Origin of the sequence: Pseudomaricurvus hydrocarbonicus, assembly GCF_011602365.1 — a bacterium.
Taxonomy (GTDB): Bacteria; Pseudomonadota; Gammaproteobacteria; order Pseudomonadales; family Cellvibrionaceae; genus Pseudomaricurvus; species Pseudomaricurvus hydrocarbonicus.
In genome coordinates this window covers 55703-70683 of record NZ_JAAONZ010000009.1, presented here as the reverse complement: position 1 = coordinate 70683, position 14981 = coordinate 55703, and the positions used below count along the sequence as shown (strand labels likewise).

The following is a 14981-nucleotide window of genomic DNA, read 5'->3' as shown; positions in this document are numbered from 1 at the left end:
ACTAGTATTCAATTGGGCTACGCAACTCAAACTGCAACCTCTGAGCGGCTGATTGCCAAGAAAAACACATTCAACAACAGTCATTCCACCCAGTATCAAAATTTAAGGTTTAAGAGCTGCAGCTTCTGCCGCCAGACGTTTAATCTCAACCCAGTTTTTCGCTTTCACCAAATCTGTCGGCGCCATCCATGAACCGCCAACACAGGCAACATTAGGCAGTGCCAGATAGTCCTTGGCGTTCTTTGGACCGATACCACCCGTGGGGCAAAAAGAGATCTGCGGTAACGGTCCAGCAATGGATTTCAACATCGGTATGCCGCCCGCCGCTTCCGCTGGGAAGAACTTCATCGCCGTGATACCTTTCTCCAGCAAGACCATCGCTTCACTGGGGGAATTCACGCCCGGCAGAATGGAAACGCCGGCTTTTTGCGCCGCATCAATGATGGCTGGCGTGGATCCAGGGGTCACAATGAACTCAGCACCGGCATCCAGAGAAGCCTGCAGGGTTTCAACATTGATAATTGTTCCCGCGCCAACGATAGCATCGGGTACTGATTCCTTGATCGCCGCAATGGCTTCAAGTGCCGGCGCCGTACGCAAGGTAATTTCCAAAACTTTCAGCCCGCCTTCTACCAAAGCTTTTGCCAGCGGCACCGCGTCTTCCAGGTTTTCAATCACCATCACAGGGACCACCGGTGATGTTTCCATAATATCTTTGATAGCAATAGCCATAGTCTTTCGTTCTCTCGTTTCATTCAACTGGGTCGAATGTTTTATTGCAAAATCAACTGAACAGTCCGGACAAGCCTCCGGCGCCAGGGTTAATCTTCCAGATCAAATTCTGAAAATAAGGTACACGCGCCCAACTCGGAGGAAGAAGCCTGACGGCGGAAGCCTCCAAACAGCTCACGCCCCATACCAAATCGATGACTGCCTTCTGATGAAGCCAGTACAATACGGGAATCCAGGACCTGCTGATCCAGCACCACTTCCAGGCGGCCAGTATTCGCATCCAGACGAATCAGGTCGCCAGTTTGAACTTTTGCCAAAGGGCCTCCGGCCGCACATTCCGGCGTCAGGTGAATCGCCGCAGGCACCTTCCCGGAGGCCCCTGACATACGTCCATCCGTAACCAGTGCCACTTTAAATCCGCGATCCTGCAACACTCCCAGTGGCGGCGTCAGCTTATGCAGCTCAGGCATACCGTTCGCTTGCGGGCCCTGGTAACGCAGCACCGCGACAAAATCTTTTTCCAATTTGCCGGCTTTAAATGCCGCCACAATGTCATTCTGGTCATCAAACACAATCGCCGGGGCTTCGACCACGCGATGCTCTGGCTGAACCGCAGAGACTTTAATCACCCCGCGCCCCAAATTCCCCTGCAACAGGTGCAGGCCACCGGTGTTGTCAAAAGGCTCATCACTGCCACGCAGCACATCCCGGTCCAGCGACTCTGCAGGCGAGGCCTGCCAAACCAGAGAACCTTCACGCAAAACCGGCTCACGGTTGTAATATTGCAGGCCTCGATCGTCGCCTATGGTAATAATGTCAGCGTGCAACAAGCCCGCCTGCAGTAATTTGTCGATCAAAACCCCCATGCCACCCGCTGCCTGGAAGTGATTGATGTCCGCCTGACCGTTTGGATAGATACGAGTTACCAACGGTACAACTTTGGACAACGCATCAAAGTCATCCCAGTTAATTTTGATACCCGCTGCCCGGGCAATGGCAATCAAGTGAATGGTGTGGTTGGTAGAGCCGCCGGTCGCCAGTAATCCCACAATCGCATTAACGATCGCCTTCTCGTCAATCACATGGCCGATAGGACGGAAGTCCTGGCCCTGCGCCGTAAATTTAAGCACTTGCCTGGCGGCCGCTTTGGTTAACTCATCACGCAGTGGGGTGTAGGGATTAATAAATGAACTGCCGGGCAGGTGCAACCCCATGATTTCAACCATCATCTGGTTGCTGTTGGCGGTCCCGTAAAAAGTACAGGTGCCCGGACCGTGGTATGACTTGGATTCGGCTTCCAGCAGCTCCTTGCGGCCAATTTTCCCTTCCGCGTACAACTGGCGGATACGCACCTTCTCTTTGTTCGACATACCCGTGGTCATTGGGCCGGCTGGCACAAATACCGCCGGCAGATGACCAAACGTCAGCGCACCGATTAAAAGCCCTGGAACAATCTTGTCACAAACGCCCAGATACAATGCTCCATCGAACATGTTGTGGCTGAGTGAAACCGCCGTCGACATGGCAATCACATCGCGGCTAAACAGCGACAACTCCATCCCCGGCTGCCCTTGTGTGACGCCATCACACATGGCGGGAACACCGCCGGCAAATTGCGCAACGCCACCCGCTTCACTGATGGCGGCCTTAATCAGATCCGGGGCATCTTTAAATGGCTGATGGGCTGACAACATATCGTTGTAAGACGACACAATGGCAATGTTCGATTTTACATCGGCGGTCAGATCCGCTTTTTCACCCGGGCTGCAGGCGGCAAAACCGTGAGCTAAATTCCCACACGCCAACTCGCCTCGATGGGGTCCTTTTTGTACGGCGGCATCCACACGCTTCAGGTACGCGTTGCGACTCGTGCGACTCCGCTCAATAATCGTGTCCGTGACCTGTTGCAGTGTTTCGTGCAATTTGCTCATTTGTTTTCACCTCTTAAATTCGTTCTTTCACGGGCGTCCGTATAGATTCGGGCACATCAATGGTTAACTTTGGGACGGCTTAACCCTGCCATGCCGTGTTACGGTGCCCAGTAGACATCAATGTCCACGTGATGTTGTTGCAGAAATACACTCACTGGCGTGTCTTCAACCTGACTATTCACTCGAGCTTGTTCGTAGACCGCCCATTTATCGTCGCCGGTGATTAACAGCACGACCTTCTTCGATTGCAAGATGGCCTGGGGAGTCATAGTCATGCGCTCTAAATTCACCCCCGTCACATCAGAAGGCTTCGCCAATATTCCAGCACACAGTTGTTGAGACGCTAACGCCTCGGTTAGCCCTTGCGCGTGTGGAAACAGTGACGCCGTATGACCATCTCCCCCCATGCCCAACAAACAGAAACTGTATGGCTGCGGCAATAATTGATACTGCGCATTGCACTCAAGCTGACCCTCAAAGGGGGTTTTTGAGGCATTTTTCATACCGATAAAACTACTGGCTGCCGCATTATTTTGCTGCAAGGTCTGCTTGATTAAACGCTCGTTACTGGCGGTATGATCCGGCTCTACCCAACGCTCATCCACCAGCGCAACATGAACATTTGCCCAGTCCAGCTCGGCTTTGGACAAACGTTCGTACAAGGGCCCTGGCGTCGAACCACCCGACAACAAGATGGTCGCCTTGCCACTGTGCTCAAGATCGGCGCCAATGCACTCCAGTGCATCGTCATACAAACAGTTCAACAAGGCTTCTTTGGAATCAAAACGAAATTCATTGATCATCGTTTGCCTCGCTTGCTGCCGCCATTGTTGTGCCATGCCCGCTTATCGCTGTGCAGCAGTGCAGCCGAAGCGTCGGGGCCCCAACTACCGGCCTCGTACGCTTGCACAGGTGTCCCACACTTATTCCAGGCGTTAATGATCGGGTCAACCCAGGCCCAGGCAAGATCGGCCTCGTCGCGATGGGCAAACAAACTTAAATCGTTATCGATGACATTCAGCAGCAAACGCTGGTACGAATCACTGTGTATATTTTGGAAGGTTTCCGCAAAGTTCAGATTGAGGGGCACTTCCTGCAAGCGCATATCAAGCTGATTTAACTCTTTTGCCATGACCGTCATTTCGATGCCCTCATCGGGCTGCAAACGGATCACCAAACGGTTGGCCGAAAGTTGTGTGGATGCGCCATCAAAGACATTGTGAGTCAGCGACTTAAATTGGATGACGATTTCAGCACAGCGCTGACGCAGCCGTTTACCGGTGCGAAAATAAAATGGCACCCCGCTCCAGCGCCAGTTATCAATGTGTGCCTTGATGGCTACAAAGGTTTCCGTCTGGCTGTCTTTACCCAGCTCATCCAGGTAACCCGGTACAGCTTTACCGTGCATCATGCCATCCACATATTGGCCTCTGACGGTATGGCTTTGAACCTCATAGCCCTGCAGCGGCCGCAGCGCCTGCAACACCTTAAGCTTTTCGGTACGAATATTGTCAGCCTGTAATTTATGCGGCGGCTCCATAGCCACCAGACACAAGAGCTGCAGCAAGTGATTCTGGATCATGTCACGCATGGCGCCGGCTTGGTCATAAAAGGCAGTGCGTCCCTCCAGGCCTACCTCTTCCGACAAGCTGATTTGTACATGATCGATGTAGTTGCCATTCCACAGCGGTTCAAACATGATATTGGCAAAACGCAGTGCCAACAGATTTTGAACGGTTTCTTTACCCAGATAATGATCAATTCGGAAGATGCTGTTTTCGGGGAAATATTTAGCGACCTGAGCATTAATTTCATTCGCGGTGGTGCGATCGTAACCTAAAGGTTTTTCCAGCACGACACGCGACGTCTCATTAATCAACCCCCTGCCACTTAACTGTTCACAAATGGTGCCATACAGGCTGGGAGGCATAGCCAGATAGAACACTCGATCACGCTTGCCCTCGGCGGCGTCCACTTCTAGCAGAGGTTGCTCCAGGTCAGCCCAGCCCTCGCCATCCTCCGTCACATCGAAAGCACACAGGTGCAGGCGCTGCTCAAATTCGGGCCAGTGTGAGGTGGGAGATTCACCGGATTTCAGCTGGTTGGTCAGCCACTCCTGGATACGCGTCAATTCCTCTTCCCGCTCACCCAGAGCGCGGGAAATCAAAAAGATACGTCCGTTGCGGGGAAGGTGCCCAGCCACTTCAGAGCGGTATAAAGCAGGCAATAATTTGCGCAACGACAAATCACCCAAACCACCGAAAATGACCATATCAAAGTCGTGCGTCATGCATCTTTCTCCCAACGTTCTAACGTTTTTATGTGTTTAAGTGCTACAGACCGCACCCAGGCTCGCAGCCGGTCATGAGTGGCCCGGCCCGAAGCTGATACTTTATCAATGCAATGTGTGAACCAGCTTTCCGCTTCATCGACAACCACCCATTTTCGGATCGAATCACGGTTTCTATAAACTATTATTCACTATTTGTAATATAGTCTTATGCTTTCAAACCAAACTGAAGATTCTATTGCGACAGAGTTCTAGTTGGAAAACTCCCAAAAGCCTGTTCAAACCTTGGACCACTAGCCTCAAAGACACCAGCTGACCTTAAATTACGCAAAAAAATGCACTTCGGTCTGGCTGAAACCATTTAATTGAGTTAAATTATACCCATCGAAAAGGCACTTAACAATGACTTTTGTTTAACTAAGTTAAATCACAGAAAACAAATTGTTCGCCTGAAATTCGGTTACTGTTACAGTTGCACCTTTAACGAAGGGCTATTAATAGCCTAATAGAATATCTGCAGGGATAAAGATGATATTGACCCGCCTCAGACACGAGCTTGACAACCTGAGCAAATCCGAACGGCGCATTGCCGAAGTCATTCTTGCCGACCCGGAAGCTGCGGTACACGCCACTACGGCCGAAATTGCCCGAAAAGCTGAAGTCAGCGATCCCATGATATCCCGTCTGTGCCGTGGGCTGGGCTGTAAAGGCTTTCCGGAATTCAAGGTTCAGTTAGCTCAGAACCTGGCCAAAAATACTTCTTACGTTACCCGCTCTGTATCCGTAAATGACAATGCCGACACTTACGTCAACAAGCTGATCAGCGCCAACCAGGGGGCACTGGAGTATTTGCGCAAGGAGCTGGATATCAGCACCATCGAAGCTGCCGTCGAAGCCCTGGACAAAGCCAAGCGAATTGAGATCTTCGGCATGGGAGGCTGTTCTTCTATCGCTCAGGATGCACAGCACAAGCTGTTTAGGCTGGGCACCCCCACCATTGCCTACGAAGACAACCTGAAACAACGGATGGCGGCGGCCGCCGCCGATGAACACAGCGTGATTCTGTTTATCTCTTTTACCGGTCGCACCCACGCCACCATTGAAACCGCGCACACCGCCAAGCTCAGCGGTGCCAAGGTCATTGCCATCACCGAGCCCAACTCTCCCCTCGCGGCCGCCAGTGATATTGTCATCACCTCTGGCAGTGAGCTGGAAGACACCACCATTTATGTTCCGATGACGACTCGAATCATGATCCTGACGATTATCGATATTCTGGCGACGGGCCTGGCGCTAAAGCGCAGCCCAGGCATTGATGAACACCTGAAGAAAATCAAAGAAAGCTTAGACAACACCAAGGCGGAGCGAAAATAGTCTCTGCCAGAAATAAGCCTGTTGCTTAAAAAGCGCGCATCAATACAGCGCCGCCCCAAGATCGCATCGGGTACCGATAGACTCCTCGGCCCCCGATGGCAATCTCCGTCAGCCTGTCGCCTCTTTCATACTGACCACAGGACGGCTTTCCCGAGTACCCCGCATTCTTCGATCCGGATCAGACGGATCATTCGGCGAGATGACGACATAATCCTCAGCCACTTCCAACAGAATCCCCACAAACGGCATCTCGTCAAAGCCTTCCGGCACCCGGTAACTGACCGTATCTCCGACCTTAAAGGTGTCCGCTTCAAAGTTAAACGCAAACGGACAATCCCCTTCACCCTCTGTCTTCATGTATAGACCTCCCACACTACAGCCTCTTGTGAATCCGGCTGGCTCAATGAGCTTAGTTATTATTGAGACAACAGTTTAAACTCAGCAGTCCCTAAAACCAACAATAAGATCACGCCCCATGAAGCAGCGGGACTGCAGGAAAAAATCCAGAATTCAAAAGTAACGGGTAAAAAAAGGCGCTTCAAACGAAGCGCCATAAGCCACATTTTTACAAACTGTAAAAGTGCAGAGACAAGAACACAGTACTCAAAAAAATCTTTAACAGCGGTTCAAACCAATTACATTCAATGCCTTCACAAGGCGTTTTCAATCTGCTCCGACGCCAACAACTGATTCAACAATGCCTCAGTTGACGGATCGAATGCCGCGTCGCCCGGAATTCCTGAGCGCCGTTTTTCAATCTCATTGTAAATTTCCACACCAATCTGTTTGCCCAGCTCAACCCCCCACTGGTCAAAGGCATTCAATCCCCAAATAACACTGGACACAAATACCTTGTGTTCATACAGCGCGATTAATGCCCCCAAACGGTAAGGTGATGTTTTGTCATAAGAAATGGTCAGACTGGGGCGATTCCCGGGCAGCACTTTGTGCGGAGCCAGAGCCTGGACTGCTTCGTCAGAATACCCTGCATCGCTCAACTCCTGGGCAGCCTGCTGCAAAGACTTTCCAAACAGCAGCGCTCGCGCCTGGGCCATGCAGTTGGTCACCAGATGCGTATGCTGATCTGCCAAAGGATTATGGCTTTGCATCGGAACAATAAAATCGGCCGGCACGGGCTGTGTCCCCTGATGCAACAGCTGATGAAAAGAATGCTGTCCGTTGGTGCCCGCCGCCCCCCAGACAACCGGACACGACGCCCGACCCAGCGGCTTTCCGGACCGATCCACCTGCTTGCCGTTGCTTTCCATCGTCAACTGCTGAAGGAATGCCGGCAGTTGACATAGATTTTGGTCATAAGGCAAAACGGCGTGGGATTGCGCGCCCAACATATTCACCGACCAGATTTCCAATAGCGACAGAATCACCGGCAGGTTGTCGCTCAACGGCGCCGACGCAAAATGCTCGTCCATCGCCCCGGCACCTTCACACAGCTGGTTAAAGTTCTCCCAACCCACCGCTATCGCAATCGGCAACCCAATGGCAGACCAGAGCGAATAACGACCTCCGACCCAATCCCACATGGGATAAATTGAGTCCACATCGACACCAAACTCTTCGGCCTTAGCCACATTCGAAGAGACCGCCACAAAGTGATCAGACAATGACTGCTCACTGCCTGCCGCTGCCTGCAACCAACCTTGGGCGGCCTTTGCGTTGGCCAAGGTTTCCAGCGTCGTGAAGGTCTTGGACGCAATGATAAAAAGCGTTGTGGCCGGATTAAGCTGGGCCAGCGTATTGACCATATGCGATGGATCAACGTTGGACACAAAATGCACCTTTAGGTGCTGGTGATAAGGCGTAAGAGCCTCGCTAACCATTGCCGGCCCCAAATCGGAGCCACCGATACCAATGTTCACCACATCGGTAAAGGCCTCACCGGAAAAGCCCGTGCGCTCACCGCGTAATACGCTGTTTACCAGCGCCGCCAGGCGTTCACGCACTTCAGCAACCAGTACACTCTCTTCAAGGGACTTGTTTGTGCCCCCACGCAGGGCGCAATGCAGGACCTTACGCCCTTCCGTATGATTAATGGCCGCGCCGGACAGCATTTGCGTCACCGCCTGAGGCACTTCGGCGGTGCTCGCCAGGTCAATCAGGGCAGTCCAGGATTCGGGGGTGATGGCGTGGCGTGAAAAATCCAGCTTAAGCCCAACGGCTTCCCGGGTAAAACGGGATATCCTTTCAGGGTCACGGTCAAATTGCGCACGAATATTCAGCTCACCCTGTGCCTCAGCGATTTGCGCCAACCGTTCCCAGACTGCGGGCAAGTCAGCTTGCGAAAGCGACTCTAGAGGATCAAACATACACTACCAATTCCCATTCGTTTACCGAAAATAGCGCAATTGCGTTCGGCTCTTTTATTTAATTGAGTTAAATAATAAAGTATAAAACCCTACGATTACAACCATAAATTTAATTAAATTAAATAAATGTGCAGCTGTAGAACGGGCCGTGACAGCCTCCCTGGCAGATGAAACGGCCCAGGTCAGCGAGTATTCAGAACGGAGATCTGTAGCCAACCAGGACGGCCGGCGGGATGACGGCACAGGCTAGACACAAGTCCTAGGATTCGGCGAGGTCCCGAATTTGATCCATCCAGAGGCCCACTTCCGGCGCGTTGATCAGCTCCAGCTGCTCCGCCAGTACCGAGTCAAGCACATCGTGCGTCGTCAGCGGGTTCGCCAACACCACCCGGAAAACGGTGACGACCTGCTGCTGATGTCGTGGAGCATTAACCCGCGTGCGGGACACAAACGTCTTGCCCGCAGCACGCTGGGACTTTTGAATCCACTGCGTGATCTGGTCCAGCAACAGATTAATGTTGGACACAGACTCCACAGGCAATGTGGGCAGGAGCGATTGCAGCCAGCCGGGCACATAGCGATAACCCAGAATATTCAACACCGGGGCTACCACCAATTCAAAATCCGGATGCTGCTGGACCTGAGCGGCAAAATACCGGGCTTTTTCAAGCCCCTGGTCAATCAACAGCTCGTAGCCCTTAGCGCCAATAATATTGAGTCCGGCGTGAACCAGCAGCGCCATGCCCGGCCGGGACCCCTCCAGTGTGTGGCTTCCCAGGTCCTTGGAACCCTGGCGGATGATGTACTCCGCGTGATGCTCAATGCTGGACAGGCGTTCCGGATCTTTAAACAACACCATCCCCGCCCCCATCGGCACATAGAACTGTTTGTGAGCATCGATAGTCACGGAATCCGCTCGCTCTATTCCCCGTAACAGCGATCGATAAGTTTGGGAAAATAACGTGGCGCCCCCCCAGGCGGCATCCACATGAAAATGACAACCCAGCTCTTGCGCCAAGTCTGCCAGCGCGTCCAAATCATCAATACTGCCGGTTTCCGTAGCCCCTGCCAGCCCCACAATGCCGAGTACCGCGATACCGTCACATTTTAAGTCATGGGCTTTGGCGCGCATGGCTTCAATATCGACGCGATAGTATTCATCCGTGTCAATGGCGATCAATTGATCCCGCCCAATGCCCAACAAGTCCACCGCCTTGGCCAACGAGTAATGCCCCCGCTTCGACACCAGAATCGCCAGACCTTTCAGCCCCGCAGCCTGCAGCGCACCGTAAAGCCCTTTGCGAGCGATCTGCTGTTCGCCCAATCGATGATTGCGGGCAGCCCACAGCGCGGTGATATTCGCCACAGTGCCGCCGGAACAGAACGCCCCCAGAGCGTGGCGGGCATTGTGCAGCCATTGATCGTAAAACGTCTCGCTTTCCCCATAGACCAAGCGGTGCAGCATGCCCAATACCTGACGCTCCATCGGAGTAAAGGCCTTGGACGTTTCGACTTTCACCAGATTTTGATTCAACGCCGTAACAATTTTTGCCAGCGGCAACATAAAATACGGCAGTGCCGAAGTCATATGCCCCACAAAACCCGGTGCAGAGGTGTGCACGGACTGAGACACCAGCTGCTTGAGAATAAAGTCGGTATAGGTCGAGACATAAAACGGCTGCTGCGGTATCTCTGCCGAGGCAAACGCTGTTTCAATCTCTGACAGAGGCTTTTCGATGGCCACGATGTGTTCGTGGAGAAAACCATCCAAATTACTGGAAATGGCGGCATCAATTTGTGCCAGGGTGGAGTCACCGCTTTCAGGAATGGTAAAAATACGCTGTAAGCTTTCCAGATTGGCTTCAGCAATACCATCCAAACCGATGTTAAGTACAGAACGGGGTGGCACAGTCTTGGGGTTGTCGCCTTCAGTCATTGGGCACTACTCCTTTTCAGGGGCATGCATAATAGGAGGCTGGGTGATTGATCGCAACTCTGGCAAGGCTAGTGACGAGTGACGAGTGACGAGTGACGAGTGACGAAGTTAGGCTAACGCCTGGAGACAGAAAGACAGCCCAAGGGTGGGTTGTCTTTCTGTCTGGGGCTTACAACTGGTCTGCGTGGAAACGAAGGTGATCCTCGATGAAACTGGCAATGAAGAAATAACTGTGGTCGTAACCCGGCTGCAAACGCAGGGTAAGCGGCACCCCGGCGGCATCACAGGCTTGTTGCAACAGCTCCGGCTTCAGTTGCTCCACCAAAAAGTTATCCGCGTCGCCCTGGTCAACCAGTAACGCCGCGGGCTTCTGCTGAACGCTTTGCAACAGCTCACAGGCGTCGTAAGCGTTCCACCGCTCGCGATCATCGCCCAGATAGCCGCTCAGAGCCTTCTCGCCCCAGGGGCACTGGGTCGGAGCGACAATCGGGGCAAAGGCGGAGATCGACTTGAACCGCTGCGGATTCTTAAGACCAATGGTCAAGGCGCCGTGCCCGCCCATGGAGTGTCCAAAAATACCCGCCCGCTCGGCATCCACCGCAAACGACGACGCAATCAAATCCGGAAGTTCGGCACTGATGTAATCGTACATGCGGTAATGCTGGTTCCAGGGCGGCTGGGTGGCGTTGAGATAAAACCCCGCCCCCAGGCCAAAGTCGTAGGCGCCCTCTGGATCATCCGCCACCCCCTCGCCCCTCGGGCTGGTATCGGGTGCCACAATGGCCACCCCCAGCTCGGCGGCAATGCGTTGCGCACCGGCTTTTTGCACAAAATTTTCATCGGTGCAGGTCAGCCCCGACAGCCAGTACAAAACGGGTACCTTGCTCGTATCAGCCTGCGGCGGCACAAAAATGGAACAACGCATCGTACAATTCAGAGCCGAAGACTCATGAGTGAACTGCAACTGCCGTCCCCCAAAGCACTTGTTCTCAGCAACTATTTCCAAAATCACACCCCATTCTCATCTGCTTTTGCTAGTTTCTAGTTTCTAGTTTCTAGTTTCTAGTTTCCAGGATCTCGCTACTCGCTACTAGTGACTAGCATCTCGACACTGACTGCTAATACAAAACCACCGAGCGAATACTCTCGCCCGCATGCATCAAATCAAAACCCTTGTTGATGTCATCCAGTGGCATGGTATGGGTGATCAGATCATCAATGTTGATCTTGCCGTCCATATACCAATCCACAATCTTCGGCACATCGGTACGTCCTCGGGCGCCGCCAAACGCGGACCCGCGCCAGACCCGACCGGTAACCAACTGAAATGGCCGCGTGGAGATTTCCTGACCCGCACCGGCGACACCGATGATGATGGACTCACCCCAGCCTTTGTGACAACACTCCAGCGCCTGGCGCATGGTGTTGACGTTGCCAATGCATTCAAAGCTGTAATCAGCCCCACCCTTGGTCATTTCCACGATCGCCTCAACCACATCCGGCACTTCTTTGGGATTGATGAAGCCGGTCATACCGAATTTTCGTGCCAACTCCACTTTGGAAGGGTTGATGTCGACACCGATGATTTGATTGGCCCCGGCAATACGTGCGCCCTGAATAACGTTCAGGCCGATTCCCCCCAGACCAAACACCACGACATTGGAGCCCGGCTCCACTTTGGCGTCAAAAATTACAGCGCCAACCCCCGTGGTGACACCACAACCGATGTAGCAGACCTTATCAAAAGGCGCATCGTCGCGGATCTTGGCCACGGCGATTTCGGGCAATACCGTGTGGTTGGCAAAGGTCGAGCAGCCCATGTAATGCTTCAGCGGCTGACCGTCCAGTGAAAAGCGGCTGGTGCCGTCCGGCATCAACCCCTGCCCCTGAGTTGTCCGAATGGCCTGACACAGATTGGTTTTCGGGTTCAGGCAATACTCGCAGCCCCGACACTCCGGGGTATACAGGGGAATGACCGTATCGCCGGGCTTAACAGACGTTACGCCAGCCCCAACTTCGACCACGATACCGGCCCCCTCATGCCCCAGAATGGCAGGAAACTCACCTTCGGGATCATCCCCGGACAAGGTAAAGGCATCGGTATGACAAATGCCGGTGGCTTTCAGCTCAATCATGACCTCACCGGCTTTTGGGCCTTGCAGGTCGACGTCTACAACTTCAAGTGGCTTACCGGCCCCAAAGGCCACGGCTGCGCGTGTTTTCATGGTGAGAACTCCAAATCTGAATCATCGTCAAAACGAAGAATAGCGAAAAATGAGAGAGCCTATCATCGGCTTTACTCAGATGATGGCAACTATATATTGTTTCCCTACCAATGATTAGCCCCCCAAATATCAAAGCATTGTTTACACACAGCAACAATAAATCCCTTATACTGGCACCATGAATCGATGGGCAACGACAGAAATTTTAGTCAACGTAGTAGACGGTGGCAGCTTTTCGGCGGCAGCACTGGCTTTGGGGCTGTCCAAGTCTCACGTCAGCCGTCAGATTGGTCAGCTGGAAAACCGCCTCGGCGTACAGCTGCTCAACCGCACGACCCGCCGTCTGTCCCTGACGGAAACTGGCCAGGCTTATTATGAGCGCTGCAAAAATGTGCTGTCACAACTGGAAGAAGCCGAACAAGCGGTGCTCGACTTGCAGGAAAAACCCCGCGGAACACTGCGCCTGACCGTCGCCGGGGCTTTTGGTGAGCAGTACATCGCCCCTGCCGCGGCGGAATTCATGAAGCTCCATCCGCACGTGCAGTGTCACCTGGACTTCACCAGTCGCCAGGTAGACCTGATCGATGAAGGCTATGACCTGGCCATACGCGCCGGTGTGTTGAAAGACTCTTCCCTGATCGCGCGGCGGATAGCAAGCCGCCAGCTGATTATCTGTGGCAGTCGCGACTACCTTGACCGCTATGGGCACCCCGAAAACCTGTCGAGCCTGAAGAAGCACAATTGCCTGGTCGGCTCGGTACCCACCTGGCGCTTTCGGCAACAAGATGGTCACCATATCGACATGAAAGTGGACGGCAGCTGGCACAGCAACAATGGCCACGCTCTGCTGGCCGCCGCGCGAGCAGGGCTGGGATTAACCCAACTGCCAGAGTTTTACGTCCACGAAGACATTGAGGCCGGCCGTCTGATTCCAGTGATGGTGGATTTCCAGCCAACCGATACCGCCGTCTGGGCCGTGTACCCCAGCAACCGGCATCTCTCACCCAAAGTTCGCTTGTTCGTGGAACACTTGGTCAATCACTTTCGCGATATCAAATACTTGTAAGCCATGAAAAAAATACTCAGCAACATACCCACTAACATCATCACCGGCTTTCTTGGTGCCGGCAAAACCACCGCCATCCGTCATCTGCTAAAAACCAAACCCGCCGATCAAAAGTGGGCCGTACTGGTCAACGAATTTGGCGAAGTGGGAATTGATGGCGCACTCCTGGCCGCTGATGGCATTGCCGTTAAAGAAGTACCGGGAGGTTGCATGTGCTGCGCGGTTGGCCTGCCCTCCAAGGTCGCGTTAAATCAGTTAATCCGCGACCATCAACCGGATCGTATCCTGATTGAACCCACCGGCCTGGCGCATCCCCAGCAAGTGGTCAAACAATTTTCCGGGCCTGAGTACCAAACCCTGCTCAATATGCAGGCCATTGTCTGCATGGTGGACCCCTGGAGTATCTGCGACGAAAAATTCACCCGCCTGCCCGCCTTTCAAAGCCAAATTGATTTGGCAGACCGGATCATTCTCACCAAGGCGGATGTGGCAACGCCGGAACAGCTGCAGGGTTTTGAGCGCTTTTGCCAGGCGTTACAAGCCTCTCGTCAACGTCAGGGGCGCAGCATTGACTTTGCCACTGTGGAAAACGGTCACGTGGACTGGACATGGCTAACCGTCCCCCACCAGAGCAGTAAAAGTGTGCCCGCGGTTCGACAGCACTCGGCCGCACTGAACCCCAAACACATCACCCCGGCAGCACACGCAGGTGACGCCCCCCCTGCGGCTGTCACTGATCTCACCAGAAAAGAAAATTCGGCCGAATTTGGTTTCAGCTGTGGCTGGCAATTTCCGGACGACTGGAGCTTTGATGAAACGAAGCTGCTCAGCTGGGTAGAGTCGTTAGATATTCCCCGTGTAAAAGGCGTGATGCGCTGTACCTCGCGGTGGCTGTTACTCAACCGCATGCGCACCACCGTCTCTGCAGAGGAAATCCCCTCGGCCGAAGGCAGCCGTTTGGAAATGATCCATACTGAATCGGTTAACTGGGACTCGATTGAACAACAATTGATTCAATGCCGATCGCGAACCTCATAATCCACGCAACCCAGGTATGTCAATCATCAGCGCCCAGCATCATACACATGGGCGCCCTGACCGCA

General features: G+C 53.3%; 12 protein-coding genes. 3 read left to right on the top strand and 9 right to left on the bottom strand.

What is annotated here, in order from left to right; translation table 11 throughout:
- Positions 1-102 precede the first annotated feature (102 nt).
- From G8770_RS12705 to zwf, 4 genes are all read right to left on the bottom strand, one after another.
- On the bottom strand, positions 103-732 hold the full coding sequence (locus G8770_RS12705; protein WP_167187120.1) for a bifunctional 4-hydroxy-2-oxoglutarate aldolase/2-dehydro-3-deoxy-phosphogluconate aldolase: 630 nt from the start codon (positions 730-732) through the stop codon (positions 103-105).
- Positions 733-821: 89 nt separating this feature from the next.
- Entirely contained in the window at positions 822-2663 is a 1842-nt protein-coding gene (gene edd / locus G8770_RS12700; protein WP_167187117.1) for a phosphogluconate dehydratase, read from the bottom strand.
- A 98-nt stretch (positions 2664-2761) separates the two neighbouring features.
- Positions 2762-3466: a 6-phosphogluconolactonase gene (gene pgl, locus G8770_RS12695; RefSeq protein WP_167187114.1), complete on the bottom strand. Its 705-nt coding sequence runs from the start codon at positions 3464-3466 to the stop codon at positions 2762-2764.
- On the bottom strand, positions 3463-4953 hold the full coding sequence (gene zwf, locus G8770_RS12690) for a glucose-6-phosphate dehydrogenase (RefSeq protein ID WP_167187111.1): 1491 nt from the start codon (positions 4951-4953) through the stop codon (positions 3463-3465). The genes pgl and zwf overlap by 4 nt, the downstream gene beginning before the upstream one ends.
- A 528-nt stretch (positions 4954-5481) precedes the next feature.
- On the opposite strand from zwf, the gene hexR reads away from it, so the two are divergent.
- Positions 5482-6327 carry a transcriptional regulator HexR gene (hexR, locus tag G8770_RS12685; protein WP_167187108.1) on the top strand — a complete coding sequence of 282 codons (846 nt, stop codon included), beginning with the start codon at positions 5482-5484 and terminating at the stop codon, positions 6325-6327.
- Between the two features lie 108 nt (positions 6328-6435).
- Here hexR and G8770_RS12680 read toward each other — a convergent pair whose 3' ends face one another.
- The 5 genes from G8770_RS12680 to G8770_RS12660 all read right to left on the bottom strand — a co-directional run bounded on the left by G8770_RS12680 (position 6436) and on the right by G8770_RS12660 (position 12812).
- Positions 6436-6684 carry a hypothetical protein gene (locus G8770_RS12680; RefSeq protein ID WP_167187106.1) on the bottom strand — a complete coding sequence of 83 codons (249 nt, stop codon included), beginning with the start codon at positions 6682-6684 and terminating at the stop codon, positions 6436-6438.
- Between the two features lie 293 nt (positions 6685-6977).
- Positions 6978-8651 (bottom strand): glucose-6-phosphate isomerase, encoded by a 1674-nt coding sequence (pgi, locus tag G8770_RS12675; protein ID WP_167187104.1) that lies wholly within the window; start codon positions 8649-8651, stop codon positions 6978-6980.
- 259 nt (positions 8652-8910) lie between these two features.
- Positions 8911-10587: a pyridoxal-dependent aspartate 1-decarboxylase PanP gene (panP, locus tag G8770_RS12670; RefSeq protein WP_167187101.1), complete on the bottom strand. Its 1677-nt coding sequence runs from the start codon at positions 10585-10587 to the stop codon at positions 8911-8913.
- A 169-nt stretch (positions 10588-10756) separates the two neighbouring features.
- The gene (gene fghA / locus G8770_RS12665) at positions 10757-11593 is read right to left on the bottom strand and encodes an S-formylglutathione hydrolase (RefSeq protein ID WP_208022237.1); all 837 of its coding nucleotides are present in this window, start codon (positions 11591-11593) and stop codon (positions 10757-10759) included.
- A gap of 112 nt (positions 11594-11705) precedes the next feature.
- The gene (locus tag G8770_RS12660) at positions 11706-12812 is read right to left on the bottom strand and encodes an S-(hydroxymethyl)glutathione dehydrogenase/class III alcohol dehydrogenase (RefSeq protein WP_167187095.1); all 1107 of its coding nucleotides are present in this window, start codon (positions 12810-12812) and stop codon (positions 11706-11708) included.
- A gap of 178 nt (positions 12813-12990) precedes the next feature.
- Between G8770_RS12660 and G8770_RS12655 the strand changes: the two genes are divergently transcribed.
- Positions 12991-13878 carry a LysR substrate-binding domain-containing protein gene (locus G8770_RS12655; RefSeq protein WP_167187093.1) on the top strand — a complete coding sequence of 296 codons (888 nt, stop codon included), beginning with the start codon at positions 12991-12993 and terminating at the stop codon, positions 13876-13878.
- Positions 13879-13881: 3 nt separating this feature from the next.
- On the top strand, positions 13882-14916 hold the full coding sequence (locus tag G8770_RS12650) for a CobW family GTP-binding protein (protein WP_167187090.1): 1035 nt from the start codon (positions 13882-13884) through the stop codon (positions 14914-14916).
- The last annotated feature ends 65 nt before the right edge of the window (positions 14917-14981 follow it).